The organism is Streptomyces sp. DSM 120436 (genome assembly GCF_055778765.1).
Genome location: NZ_JBSKBS010000005.1, coordinates 14,310 through 27,044 on the forward strand (window position 1 = coordinate 14,310; position 12,735 = coordinate 27,044).

The window sequence follows — 12,735 nt, forward strand, 5'->3', positions numbered from 1 at the left end:
CCAACATCAACTGACAAGCGGTCCACTTTTCATCCGCTGCCTCTGGTCCACGATTGCGCCGTTACCGACACGCAACTGCGCCACGAGGTCCTCGTACCGGTAGGGCCAGATGGACAACCGCTCCGAGCAGGCTCGCACCGACCCATCCGGCTCGATCTGAGCGACCACGATCTCGAGGAAGTGTTCCTGCTCCCAGCGCTGCTCGATCTGCCAGTAGTAGCTGACGACCGCATCGCGGTCGTTGCGGCGGATGAGCCGATCGCGGACGTCTACCCGTGAGCCGGCGGAGCGCACGAGCTCCCAGTTGCGTGAGTGGAGCACAAGGCGTCCGCCCGGATTCAGCAGCCCCGACATCGCTTCCAGTGCGGTCAGGCGCCCGGCTGCGCCCTCGGCGTGCCCGAGCGAGTTGCCGACGCAAAACACCAGATCGAACGTGGAGTCCTCCAGGTGCTCGGGCAGCTCGTCCCAGCTCGCGCGGAGGGCTCGAAGCGCCACACCCTGCTCGTCGGCGGCCTTCTCGGTCCGGCGAACCATCCCCTTGCTGGCGTCTGCGGCGACCACGTCAAGGCCAAGACCCGCGAGACCGACGGCGAGCTGGCCGGTTCCACACGCGCAGTCCAGGACGCGCGCATTGGGCGGCACAGAGCCCACGACATCGCTGTAGTAAACCGCGGCTGCCTTGGCGGGGGTCAACCTGTCGTCCCCGATCAGCCACTCGTACACGTCGGAAAGCGCCCCATAACCAGCCACCGCGATAACCTCCACCACTCGACGCCACGCGGGCCAGACCGCGCCTGCGACTCGGACCTTGCGCCTCGCACTGTGCCGGGCCGTGTCAGCGAAGCATTGAGCAGGACCCAACCACTTCCGGCCGCTGAGACTCCACCAGATTTCATGAGAAACCGCGACACGCCGCACCGACGCAGGCACCCACTCCACCAGCGCCCCATCGGCCACGACGGGGGCAGTGAGCTCTTTTCAAGCTGCGGTGTCTGACCGCGAGTTTGACTGTCCTGCGCAACGACGAAGCTCCTGGTAGACGGGTTCTCGACCAAGATCACCCTTATCCGCCAGGAGCTTCGCGTGCTTTTCTACCCGTCCTCGATTGATCTGTCCAGCCGCACCCTGCGGTTCCTGGCCGGACAACTGGCAGCCCGGCGGCAGGAGATCGGAACGCGGTGGCGGCGCCTTCCCGCCGCACGTCAGGCACTGCTCGCCCTGGCCCGTCTACGGTGCGGTGACACCTACGCCCAGCTCGCTGCCGGGTTCGACATCGGGATCGCGACCGTCTACCGCTACATACGTGAAGCCGTCGAGGCCCTGGCCGCCCTCGCCCCGTCCCTGGCCGAGGCGATGAAGACGATCCGGACGAAGGCGTTCGTGATCCTCGACGGCACCCTGCTGCCGATCGACCGCATCGCCGCCGACACCCCGTACTACTGCGGGAAACACAAACGCCACGGCATGAACGTCCAGGTTCTCACCGATCCGTTCGGACGGCTGCTCTGGGCCTCGCCGGCTCTGCCCGGCTCGACTCACGACCTGACCGCCGCGCGGCAGCACGGCATCATCGAAGCCCTCGCCGATGCGGAACTCAAATGCTGGGCGGACAAGGCATATCAAGGCGCCGACGGATCCGTCCGCGTACCGTTTCGGGGCCGCCGCCTCAAGCGATGGAAGCGTCGCCACAACACCACCCACGCCAAGATCCGCTGCCTCGGCGAGCGGACCATGGCCACCGTCAAGGGCTGGCGCCTCCTGCGGAAGCTCCGCTGCAGCACCAACCGAATCACCGACGTGGTGAAGGCCGTCCTCGTCCTTCACCACGCATCAGCGTGAGGTTGGAAAAGGCTCACTTTCCAAGCGGCACAACGTCATCGTCGTCACTGCTGCCTACCAGATCTTCATGCTGGTCCCGCTCCGACGGCTACAGCGAGGTGCTACCCGTTACTGGGGGAGAGGCCGGCCAGCGCGCATGGGAAGGGAAGCCGAGATCCTCAGTCTTTCAACTTCGGAAGTCGAAGGCGGATGACGGCCGACACGGGAAACTCGTCAACCGGCGCGCTCGGCGAGCAGGGTGTGCGGGTTACTGGATTCGTACCAGCCGAGGAACGGAGGACAGACGTCGTAGCCCAGCAGACGCTGCAACTCTTCGGGGTACTCGCGGACCACATCCATCGGCACCGCGAGATACTGGTTCTCCTCCTGTCGCATGTTCCCGGCGATATACGACAGGGTCAGCCCGGTACGCGGCTCGGTGGACGCATTACGCCCGCCACCGTGATAGAGACCGCCGAGCCAGATCAGCGCGGATCCGGCCGGCATCTCGGCCGGCACCGCCTCGTCGCGCTGGGGTGCCCGCTCGTCGTCCCAGCGGTGACTTCCCGGGATCGTCATGGTCGCGCCGTTCTCCGCAGTGAAATCGGTCATCGCGACCATGACCTGGACCCGGGTGGTGGGGGCGGGGTAGGGCCGCAGGTGAGAGGTATCGTCGCGGTGCAGCCACTGCGCACCCTCGTCGGGCCAGATCTGAATCACCTGGGTTGCGCTGACCTGGATGTTGGGTGAGATGTTCACCTGCTGACCGCTGAACCACACCGGCACGGGCTGCTGAATGAGCCGGCGGGCAGCACCGAGGAACAACGGATGCAGCGCAACGGTGGCCATATGCCGACTACGGGCGAACAGCGAGGACATCCGCTTGGTCTTGTGGCCGGAGAAATCATTGTCGCCGTAGCTGAACTTCTCCAGCGCGGGCCCCAGGTCGGCCCAGAGGGCCTGTCGGGTGTCGGGGTCCAGGAACTCCTCCACGACGACTGCACCATCCTGTTCGAGGAGATTGCAGACTCGGTCGAGATCGGCGTCGGAGCGGACCGTGACGAGGTTTTTGTTGATCATTTGTTTCCCCTCCATGAAGGCGTGCGGTTCAGGACGCGATGTCCTTGAGGCTCTGGGCGCGCTTGGTGCTCTCCCACTTCAGGTCCGGCAGCTCCCGGCCGAAGTGCCCGCTGCCCCGGTCTGCTGGTAGATCGGGGCAGCAGCTCCGGGTCGCGGTCGCGTACGGGCACGTGGTGTCTCCTCGTTCAGCGGGGATCGCCGGTCATACGAGTTCACGGTCTTGCGACGACTCCGTCTGCCGGAATCGGTTGATCGCGTCGAGATGCTTGTCGCGCATCGCGGTGTCGCGGACGCCCAGCCCCTCGTGCGGTGCCAGGGCCAGCACGCCGACCTTGCCGATGTGCCGGTTGCGGTGCACGTCGTCGACTGCCTGACCGGCGTGTTCCAGGGCGTACGTTCGGGAAAGGGTGGGGTGGATCTTGCCTTTGGCGATGAGGCGGTTGGACTCCCACGCCTCCCGGTAGTTGGCGAAATGCGATCCGACGATCCGTTTGAGTGACATCCACAGGTAGCGGTTGTCGTACTCGTGGCGGTAGCCGGAGGTGGATGCACAGGTCACGATGGTGCCGCCCTTGCGGGTGACGTACACCGAGGCGCCGAAGGTGTCCCGGCCGGGATGTTCGAAGACGATGTCGGGGTCCTCCCCGCCGGTGAGCTCCCGGATCCGGCGGCCGAACCGTTTCCATTCCGCCGGGTCCTGTGTGTATTCGTCCTTCCAGAACGTGTAGCCCTCATCGGCGCGGTCGATGACCGCGTCGGCGCCCATCGCCCGGCAGATGGCGGCCTTGGCCGGGCTGGACACCACGCAGATCGGGTTCGCGCCGCCGGCCAGCGCGAACTGCGTCGCGAACGCCCCCACGCCGCCGGATGCGCCCCAGATGAGCACGTTGTCGCCCTGCTTCATCTGGGCGCCGTTGCGGGAGACCAGCTGCCGGTACGCGGTGGAGGCGACCAGACCGGGCGTGCTCGCCTCCTCCCATGTCAGGTGCGCCGGCTTAGGCATCAGCTGGTTCGCTTTGACCAGCGCCAGTTGGGCCAGGCCGCCGAAGTTGGTCTCGTACCCCCAGATGCGCTGGTCCGGGTCGAGCATCGTGTCGCTGTGCCCGTCGGGCGCCTCCAACTCGGCCGACAGGCAGTGCGCGACGACCTCGTCGCCGGGCTTCCACGCGAACACGCCGGGCCCGGTGCGCAGCACGACTCCGGAGAGGTCGGAGCCGATGACGTGGTAGGGCAGGTCGTGACGACGGGCCAGGGGTGAGCGGCGGCCGTACCGGGCCAGGAACGTGAAGGTCGCCAACGGTTCGAAGAGCGAGGACCACACGGTGTTGTAGTTGATCGAGCTGGCCATCACCGCCACCAGCGCCTCACCGGGCCCGACTTGGGGAACGGCGACCTCGTCGAGGTGCACCGACCGGCGCGGATCACGGTCCTGCGCCGCGACTCCGACGAACATCTCGGCCTCGTCCGCGTGCAGGGTCACCGCGCGGTAGCTCTCCGGGACGGGCAGTGCGGTGAAGTCCTCCGGCCGAGTGTCCGGGTCGAGAACGGCGCTGATGATGTCTTGCATCTGTGTTCCTCCGTGTACGCGACTGCGGAAGCAGGGGGACCGGCGGGCCGCCGCCCGGGTCAGTGCACGAGCCGTCCCATCAGGCGCTTGAGCTCGGCGGCCGGATCGGTGGTGAGCCCGCCGTGCACGGGACTGGTCTGGATCACGGTGCTGCGGGGTGCGGTGAGCCAGCCGAAGCGCTCCCCGCGCGTGCCGGCCCCGGCGGGGCCGCCCTCGGGGCCGCCCGCGCACACCGCGCGGATGGTGTCCAGGGCCGCGGTGACCATGTCGATGTCGATGTCGGGGTCGAGCGCTCGAAGCCGGTCGGCGTCGATGTGGACCGCGGCGCCGAGGAAGTCCGCGCCGGGGCAGTAGAGCAGCGCCCCGACGTTGATCTGCTCGCTGCGGTCGACTCGCGGGACGGCGCGCAGCAGGGCGTAGTCGAAGCTGAGGACGGACGGCGTGGCGGTGGTCATGCGTCCTCCTGCGGCCACCACGCGCGGGAGCCGGCGCATCGGGTGAGCAGGTAGTCGACGTAGCGCTGCCGCAGGTCGGCCGGATTCGCGTCCTGCGGTACGGAGTTCATGCCCAGCAGGAAGCTGTCCGGGACCAGGGCGGTGATCTCGGTCAGCGCCTCGGCGGTCACCGTCTCGGCGAGTTCGGCGTCGAGTTTGGCGAGCACGGCCGGTTCGAGGGAGGCGACCAGGTCGGCGAGCACGTGCTGGGACAGGTCGTACCGGCGCTCGGCCCAGGCGGCAACGGCCGGCCAGGAGTGCTGGAACAACAGTGCGGCACCGTGGTCAATGGCCCAGAGCTGGCGGTGCCAGATGATCAGGTTGGGGTTGGACCAGGTACGGTCGACGTTGGCGGTCAGCGCGTCCAGCCAGTAGATCCTGGCGGCCTCCTCGGCGGGCGGCTCCCACCCGATACCGTCGTAACCGACCGACCCGGGCAGGAAGTCCATGCCCAGGTTCTCGCCGGCGCTGGCCCGCAACAGCTCCTGGATCTCCTGGTCGGGGTCGCGGCGCGCCATCTCCGGGTCGATGTCGACGGTGACGAGTTCGGGGACGCGGATGCCGAGTCGCCGGCCGAGCTCGCCGACGACGATCTCCGCGACCAGGGCCGCGGTGCCCTGGCCGGCGCCACGGAACTTCACGACGTAGACGCCGTCGTTGTCGGCTTCTACCAAGCCGGGCAGCGATCCGCCCTCACGCAGAGGGGTCAGGTACTGCGTTCCTAATACTCTTTGCAACAAAACTCATCCTGCTGGTCGTTGTCGGGCATGGAAACGGTGGTCACACGAGCCGAACGGGCAGTCGTGTGACGGCTTTCAAGAAGCGCGGGCCGACGTCGTCGGGGTCGGCGGCCAGACGCACGTCGAGGAAGCGCGCGAACAGCTTGTTGAGCGCGATCTCGGTCTCCGCCGTGGCCAGCGACGCCCCGGGGCAGAAGTGGTCGCCGGCGGCGAAGCTGAGCTGCGGGTTGTCGGCGCGGGTGACGTCGAGGACGCGCGGGTTGGTGAAGCGCTCCGGGTCGTTGTTGGCGGCGCCGACCACGAGCTGGATCTGGCCGTCCTTGGGGATGGTCACCCCGTCGATCTCGATCGGCTCCGCGGCGAAGCGCGGCAGGGCCATCTTGATCGGGCCGGAGTAGCGCATCAGCTCGCGCACCGCCCGGACGGTGTTCTCCGGCTGCGTCTTGACCAGCTCCAGCTGGTCGGGGTGGGTCAGGAGGTTGAAGAAGCTGAGCGAGATCGAGTGCCGGACCGTGTCGAGGCCGGCCTGCACCAAAACCAGGACCAGAGCGACGAGTTCGACCTCGTCGAGCTTCTCGGTCTCGTCGCTGACCTGGACCAGGTCGGAGATCAGGTCGTCGCCGGGCTGGGCGCGGCGCGCGCCTATCAGCCGGATGACCGTGTCGACCATGCCGTGCAGCGCGGGAGGCAGGATCTCCGGGTCGGGGCGGACGAAGGTGGTGAACGCCTCGGACCACTTCAGCCACTGGTCGCGGTACTCGTCGTCGACGCCGAGGAGTTCGCAGATGACCGTGGTGGAGATCGGGTGGGCGTACTCGGCGACGAGGTCCGTCTCGCCTTCGGGGTCCATCCGGTCGAGCAGCTGGTCCGCGAGCAACTCGATCCGGGGGCGCAGGGACTTGACCCGGCGCACCGAGAACGCCCGGTCGATCAGGGACCGCACGCGCCGGTGGTCCTCCGGCACCATCGTCATGATCGTCGAGTCGAAGTACTTGAGCAGTTCCTCGGGCACGCCGCGGCGGCGCATGCTGTCGAGGTGGACGCCCTCCGGCGGGTGGTTGCTGACCCGGCGATCGGCGAACAGGCTGCGGACCGCCTCGTAACGGGTGACGACGTAGACGTCGTTGCCGTCGGAGAAGCGGCCCGGGCACACCGGTCGGGGCGCTCCTGTCCAGCGTTCCCCTGCCTCGCGGTCGGTCACGAAATTGACGTCGGACAGGTCGAACTCGACGTCCGTCCAATCGAATGTTCCGGTCACCAACATCCCCATTCGCTAGCTTCACAACGCTGATCCGGGTGTTGACGGGGGCCGCTGGCGAGCGGTGCGGCACACTCCGGGTTGAACCAGGCAGCATTCAGATACATGACTGTATCAGAATGCGGTACTGTATCTGAGTTCTCGGAAGGAGGCCGATCATCAGCAAACGACTCACCCGGCAGGAGAGCCGGGAAATCACGCGCCAGGAGCTGCTGCAGGCAGCTGCCGACCTGTTCGCCGAATGCGGCGTCAACGGCACCTCGGTCGAACAGATCGTGGAACGCGCCGGATACACCCGGGGCGCCTTCTACGGCAACTTCGACGGCAAGCAACAGCTGATCCTGGCCCTCCTGGAGCAGCGCACCGAGCGCGAACTGGCCGAGGTACAGGCACTCAGCGCCAACGCCGGCTCGTTCGAGGAGACGATCGAGCACCTGCGCACCTGGCACCGCGAGCGGGACAAGAACTTCGCGAGCTGGCTGGCCCTGCGCACCGAGCTGTGGCTCTACGGCATGCGCGATCCTGCAGTGCTGTCCGTGCTGGCCGACCGCGAGCGCCGCTCCCGCGAGGCGATGGCCCAGGCCCTCACGCAGGGTTTCGCCGCCCGCTCGGTCACCCCGCCCGCGCCGGTGGAGCTGCTCGCCCTGATCGTGCACGCCCTGGACGACGGGCTCTCCATCCAGCGCGTGCTCTCGGCCGGCGAGAGCCCGGCCGGGGGCGTCATGGACGTGGTGGATCTGCTGATGCGGTCGTGGACCGCGCTGGCCCGCGCCGGGACCACCGAACCCACCGGTCCGCCCGCCCCGGAGAGCGGCACCACTCCCTGAGCCGTCGGCCGGTCCCTTCTCCCGGCCACGCCATACCGAAGAACTGGAGTACCCCCCGTGAGCGAGGAAGCGAAGTCGACGACGGCGGAAGCGGCTCTCGGACCGCCCGTCGCCGCCGACGGTCCGGACCCCAAGCGCTGGCTGGCGCTGATCGTCCTGCTTGCCGCGACTTTCATGGACCTGCTCGACGTCAACATCGTCACCGTGGCGATCCCGAGCATCCAGGAGGACCTCGGCGCCTCCTCGGCCGCCGTCCAGGCGCTGAACGTCGGTTACACCCTGTCCTTCGCGGTCACGCTGATCACCGGCGGCCGTCTCGGCGACATCTTCGGCCGCAAACGGGCCTTCCTGGCCGGCGTCGCCGGCTTCGTCGTGGCCTCGGCCCTGTGCGCCTTCGCCCCCAGCGCCGAAGTCCTGGTGGCGTCCCGGGTGCTGCAGGGCATCGCCGCCGCGATCATGGTGCCGCAGGTCCTGGCGATCATCTACGTGACCTTCCCGGCGGAGGAGATCGGCCGGGTCGTCAGCCTGTACGCCAGCATGATCGGCCTGGCCATCGTCGCCGGACCGCTGCTGGGCGGCGTGCTGGTCTCCTGGGATCCGGGCGGCCTGGGATGGCGGACCGTCTTCGTGGTCAACCTGCCGTTCGGCGCGGCCGCCCTGATCGCCGGCGCGATGTGGATGCGCGAGTCGAAGTCGCCCCGTGCCACCCGGCTGGACCTGGTCGGCATGGTGCTGGTGACCACCGGCCTGCTGTTGCTGCTGCTGCCCCTGCTGCACGGCCGCGAACTCGGCTGGCCGGCCTGGAGCATCGCCTCGCTGATGGCCTCCGTGCCGGTCCTCGTGGCGTTCGTGTACTACGAGCGGTACAAGACCGCCAAGGACAGGTCGCCCCTGGTCGTCCTCTCCCTCTTCAAGATCCGGACCTTCGGTGCCGGGGTCGGCGCGCAGCTGCTGTTCAGCTGCATCCCGGCCGGCTTCTTCCTCAGCTGGACGCTCTACCTGCAGGGCGGTCTCGGCTGGTCGGCGCTGCACACCGGTCTTACCGCGATCCCGTTCTCGCTGGGCGTCCCGATCGCCGGCAACCTCGCCGTCCGCAAGCTGTTCCCCCTCTACGGGCGCAACTGCCTGTTCGCCGGGGCGCTGCTGATGATGGCCGGGCTTCTGCTGTACGCGTGGATCGCCGACCTGGCCGGCGAATCGATCACCTCCTGGCACGCCGTCGTCCCGATGCTGCTGCTCGGCTCCGGCATGGGCATGCTGCTGGCTCCGCTGACCGGCCTGACCCTGAACAACGTCGAGCCGCGGGAGGCGGGCGCGGCGTCCGGCCTGATCAACGCGGCCGGTCAGCTCGGCGCTGCCCTCGGCGTGGCGATCATCGGTGCGATCTTCTTCTCCGGCCTCGCCTCCCATGCGGGCACGGAGGCCGACCGGGTGCTGCCGAGCGTCCCGGCCGTCGCCTCGCAGCAGGCCGAGATCCGCGCCTGCGCCGTCGACGCCCACGACCAGGCCGACCTCACCGCCGTGCCCGACACCTGCCGCGCCCTCGGCACCGATGACCCCGCCCAGCAGGAGGTGATCGGAAACGCCCTGGCCGACATCAACTCCGGGACGTTCACCGCCGCCTTCAGCGAAGCCCTCTACTGGGCGTCCGCAGGCCTGGCCGCGGTGATCTGCCTGCTGTTCCTGCTGCCGCGGCAACCGCGGCGCCTGGGAGTGTCCTGACCGTCCCCGTCCCCCCGACACCTGAGGAGCACCACCACCATGCCCCGCAAGAATTACCAGATCATCGTCTACGGCAAATTCGCGCCGCTCGACGACGACCAGCGCGCCAAGTTGCTGGCCGTGGCCGACAAGCACGACCTGTTCCAGTCGAAGTTCACCGAGGAGGGCACCGTCACCTACGAGCGGACCCTGCTCACCTTCACCTTCCGCTGTGTCGTGAAGGCCGACGCCGAGGACAAGATCGACGAGGTCGTCGCCGGGGCCGAGAAACTGGCCACGGCCGCCGTCCGGGACCTCGGCGCCGATGTGCGCGACCTGCGGTCCGTCTGCACCGACCTGGAGACCATCAAGATCAAGCGACGGGGACGATGACGCCCGAGACATTCACCATTCTCCTTTCCGACTCCGCTCTGCGGCGGGTTTTCTCGGCCATAGCCCTGGGCTCGTCGACGTCCGCGGAGATCCTCGCCACGACCGGGCTCGCCGCCCCGGAGGCCGCCCCGGCGATCGGCCGGCTGTTGCGCGAGGGACTGGTCGTCGCCCAGGGCCCGGGCCGGCTGGCCGTCGACGAGGCCGCCCTGGGCGCCGCGGCCGAGACCGCCGGCCTCCGCCTGCAGGAGCAGGCGGAGGCCGAACAGCCCGATCCCGGGCTGCGCGGCTACGTCCGTGGCACGGTGCTGGTCCGGCTGCCGGAGGACGACGACGAGACCCGGCGGGCCGTGCTGGACCACGTCGCGGCGACGACCTTCGAGGCCGACCGGGGGTACGACGAGCGCACCGTGACCGATCTGCTGCGGCCGTGGTGCGAGGGCACCACCGTGGACCCGGTCTCGCTGCGGCGGTTCCTGGTCGACGACGGCTTCCTGCACCGCGAGTCGGGCGCCTACCGGCTCGTCTCCCTCGTCGGGCCCGGCCAGTCATCCTGAACCCGCCGCAACCGGCGAGGACCGCGGGCACCGGACGGCCTCCAGGACGGCGGCCTGGTAGGGCGTGAGCGCCGGCCCCGGCGGGGCGGACGTCGGCCAGTGCGGGTCGCGGCCATACGTGAAGAGCATGCCGAGCGACGACAGCATGGCCCGGCGTTCGGTCCGCCGGCGGCCGGAGGGCAGCACCTCCCCCGGCCGTCCGGCGCTCTCCAGCGTCTGCCGCAGGCTGCTGAGCAGCACCGGATGGGTGCTGACCTCGACGAAGATCTCGTGGCCGTCCTCGGCCAGCCGGCCGGTGGTGGCGGCGAACCGGACCGGCTCGCGCAGGTTGCGCATCCAGTACTCTGGCCCGAGCTCGGTGCCGGGCACCGGCGCCGCGGTCACGGTCGAGTAGATCGGCACCCGTGACGGCACCGGGCTCAGCGAGCGCAGCGCCGTAGCCAGGTCGTCGCGCAGTTCGTCGACGTAGTGGCTGTGCGAGGCGACCGTGCCCCGCACCATCCGGCAGTAGACGCCGCGCCGGTCGAGGTCCTCGACCAGAGCGGTCAGCGTGGCGGTGTCCCCGGCCAGCACGGTCGAGCGGGGACTGTTCTCCCCGGCGACGCAGATACGGCCTCCGCTGGCGTCGGCCAGGGCGTGTGCGGCCTCGGGCGACAGCTCGGTGGTGGCCAGCGCACCCCGGCCGGCGATGCGCCGCAGCAGGGCGCTGCGGCGGCATGCGATCAGCAGGGCGTCATCGAGACTGAGCGCTCCGGCCGCGTACCCGGCGGAGATCTCGCCCATGCTGTGCCCGGTCACCGCGTCCGGCTCCACGTGCCAGCTGCGCCACAGGGCCACCAGGGCGATCTGCAACGACACCATCGTCGGCTGCAGCACGTCGATCTCACCGAGACGCGATGCCGCCGGGCCGGCCCGCAGCTGCTGGATCACCGAGAAGCCGGCCAGCTCACGTACCCGTTCGTCGCAGCGCCGCAGCGCCGCGCAGAACACCGGCTCGGTGGCCAGCAGCTCCAGGCCCATGCCGTCCCACTGAGCGCCCTGACCGGCGAAGACGAACACCAGGCCCAGTCGGCGGGACAGCGACGGTGCCGACGTCCGGTCGGCCCACCCCTGCACCAGCTTGTCCAGGCCCGCGGCGAGGTCGTCGTACGACTCGGCGGTGAGAGCGGCCCGGTGTGCCAGGCCGGTCGTCCCGGCTGCCGCGTCGTGGCAGTACCGGGCCAGCGAGGGCAGATCCCGGCCGGCGCGGATCCGGTCGGCGTGCCCGTGGATCGCGGCGAGCAGGCCGTCCTCGGTCTCGGCGGCGACGGCGAACAGCCGTACGGTCACTTCTCCCCCTCACACTCGGACGGCGACCTGGTGCCGGTAGCTCTCCATCGGCAGGCCACTCATCCACGGCACGATGCCCAGCCGGCTGAGTACCTTGATCGAGGCGGGCGGCCGGTAGTCGGCGAACATGCCACCGAACATCAGGATCTGACTGTGCGTGGCGATCGTGCGCACCAACGGGTTCATCCGCTGCCGGTCCAGCGTGCGGCGGAAGCGGCTGCCCGGGGCCATCCGGCGGCGCACCGCGGCGCGGACCTCGCCGGAGACGTCGTGATCGGTGATCCACTTCAGCTGAGGCATCTCCTCGGTGATCCCGCGCATCGTCCGCAGCCGCGGACGGGTGAACACGTCGATGTGCGACAGCGCCCCGCCCGGACGCAGCACCCGCGCGGCCTCGTGCAGAAAACGGCCCAGATCGGGGTACGTGTGCGAGCTCTCGATGTTGATCAGCACATCCACCGAGGAGTCCTCGAACGGCAGCTCCTCGGCATCGCCATGAACGAAGCGCAGGCTCTCGCCCCGCGCCAGGGTGGCCTCGGCCCGGGCGATCGCCTTCGGCGACAGGTCCAGGCCGGTCATCCGGGCGCCGGGAACGAGCCGGGACAGGAAGTTGAGCCCCTCGCCCGTCCCGCAGCCCACCTCGAGGACCGCCCGGCCGGCGCACCCGTCCAAGCCGTCCGGAAGATCGCGCAGAGCCAGGTAGTAGAGCTGCTCGCTGAAACCGTCGGTGCCGAACTCGGTGAACCCGGGCAGCCGGGCCTCGATCTCGGCTGCCAGATCAGGGTCGTGCATCCCCCAGTTCCACAGCTCGCCGCGACCGGACAGGGTGGCCGCCATGTCGTAGATGGAGGAACTGGCCGACTTCATCCCGGCGGCCTTCACCCCCGAGCGGGGTGCTCTGGACTCGTCGAGGTTGATGTCCGCCAGACCGGCGGTGAAGGCGGTCATCACATCGGGTTGGCTCATTGTGGTCT

13 protein-coding genes are annotated in these 12,735 nt (G+C 69.1%); 5 read left to right on the plus strand and 8 right to left on the minus strand.

Annotated features, from left to right (window positions below; all coding sequences use genetic code 11):
* Positions 1–6 precede the first annotated feature (6 nt).
* Entirely contained in the window at positions 7–750 is a 744-nt protein-coding gene (locus tag ACWH4W_RS32325) for a class I SAM-dependent methyltransferase (protein WP_473079439.1), read from the minus strand.
* Positions 751–1,083: 333 nt separating this feature from the next.
* Here ACWH4W_RS32325 and ACWH4W_RS32330 point away from each other — a divergent pair, with 333 nt between their 5' ends.
* A complete protein-coding gene (locus tag ACWH4W_RS32330; RefSeq protein ID WP_473079425.1) occupies positions 1,084–1,839 on the plus strand; it encodes a transposase family protein in 756 nt (251 codons plus the stop codon).
* A 213-nt stretch (positions 1,840–2,052) separates the two neighbouring features.
* Here ACWH4W_RS32330 and ACWH4W_RS32335 read toward each other — a convergent pair whose 3' ends face one another.
* The 5 genes from ACWH4W_RS32335 to ACWH4W_RS32355 all read right to left on the minus strand — a co-directional run bounded on the left by ACWH4W_RS32335 (position 2,053) and on the right by ACWH4W_RS32355 (position 6,957).
* Positions 2,053–2,898 carry a phytanoyl-CoA dioxygenase family protein gene (locus tag ACWH4W_RS32335; protein ID WP_473079426.1) on the minus strand — a complete coding sequence of 282 codons (846 nt, stop codon included), beginning with the start codon at positions 2,896–2,898 and terminating at the stop codon, positions 2,053–2,055.
* 202 nt (positions 2,899–3,100) lie between these two features.
* Positions 3,101–4,465 (minus strand): crotonyl-CoA carboxylase/reductase, encoded by a 1,365-nt coding sequence (ccrA, locus tag ACWH4W_RS32340; protein ID WP_473079427.1) that lies wholly within the window; start codon positions 4,463–4,465, stop codon positions 3,101–3,103.
* Positions 4,466–4,524: 59 nt separating this feature from the next.
* Positions 4,525–4,920 (minus strand): DUF3037 domain-containing protein, encoded by a 396-nt coding sequence (locus tag ACWH4W_RS32345; RefSeq protein ID WP_473079428.1) that lies wholly within the window; start codon positions 4,918–4,920, stop codon positions 4,525–4,527.
* Positions 4,917–5,699 (minus strand): HipA family kinase, encoded by a 783-nt coding sequence (locus ACWH4W_RS32350; protein WP_473079429.1) that lies wholly within the window; start codon positions 5,697–5,699, stop codon positions 4,917–4,919. The genes ACWH4W_RS32345 and ACWH4W_RS32350 overlap by 4 nt, the downstream gene beginning before the upstream one ends.
* Positions 5,700–5,739: 40 nt before the next feature.
* Positions 5,740–6,957 (minus strand): cytochrome P450 family protein, encoded by a 1,218-nt coding sequence (locus ACWH4W_RS32355; RefSeq protein ID WP_473079430.1) that lies wholly within the window; start codon positions 6,955–6,957, stop codon positions 5,740–5,742.
* 212 nt (positions 6,958–7,169) lie between these two features.
* On the opposite strand from ACWH4W_RS32355, the gene ACWH4W_RS32360 reads away from it, so the two are divergent.
* From ACWH4W_RS32360 to ACWH4W_RS32375, 4 genes are read left to right on the plus strand one after another with little or no spacing between them, the layout of a single operon-like run.
* Complete coding sequence (locus tag ACWH4W_RS32360) at positions 7,170–7,784, plus strand: TetR/AcrR family transcriptional regulator (RefSeq protein WP_245170720.1); 615 nt, start codon at positions 7,170–7,172, stop codon at positions 7,782–7,784.
* 57 nt (positions 7,785–7,841) lie between these two features.
* Positions 7,842–9,506 carry an MFS transporter gene (locus ACWH4W_RS32365; RefSeq protein WP_473079431.1) on the plus strand — a complete coding sequence of 555 codons (1,665 nt, stop codon included), beginning with the start codon at positions 7,842–7,844 and terminating at the stop codon, positions 9,504–9,506.
* A gap of 39 nt (positions 9,507–9,545) precedes the next feature.
* The gene (locus tag ACWH4W_RS32370; RefSeq protein ID WP_030587711.1) at positions 9,546–9,878 is read left to right on the plus strand and encodes a DUF6204 family protein; all 333 of its coding nucleotides are present in this window, start codon (positions 9,546–9,548) and stop codon (positions 9,876–9,878) included.
* Positions 9,875–10,432 (plus strand): DUF2087 domain-containing protein, encoded by a 558-nt coding sequence (locus ACWH4W_RS32375; protein WP_473079432.1) that lies wholly within the window; start codon positions 9,875–9,877, stop codon positions 10,430–10,432. Before ACWH4W_RS32370 ends, ACWH4W_RS32375 begins: the two co-directional genes overlap by 4 nt.
* On the opposite strand, the gene ACWH4W_RS32380 is transcribed toward ACWH4W_RS32375, so the two are convergent.
* Entirely contained in the window at positions 10,424–11,761 is a 1,338-nt protein-coding gene (locus tag ACWH4W_RS32380; protein WP_473079433.1) for an acyltransferase domain-containing protein, read from the minus strand. The genes ACWH4W_RS32375 and ACWH4W_RS32380 overlap by 9 nt on opposite strands.
* 9 nt (positions 11,762–11,770) lie before the next feature.
* Entirely contained in the window at positions 11,771–12,727 is a 957-nt protein-coding gene (locus tag ACWH4W_RS32385; RefSeq protein WP_030587720.1) for a class I SAM-dependent methyltransferase, read from the minus strand.
* Positions 12,728–12,735 lie beyond the last annotated feature (8 nt).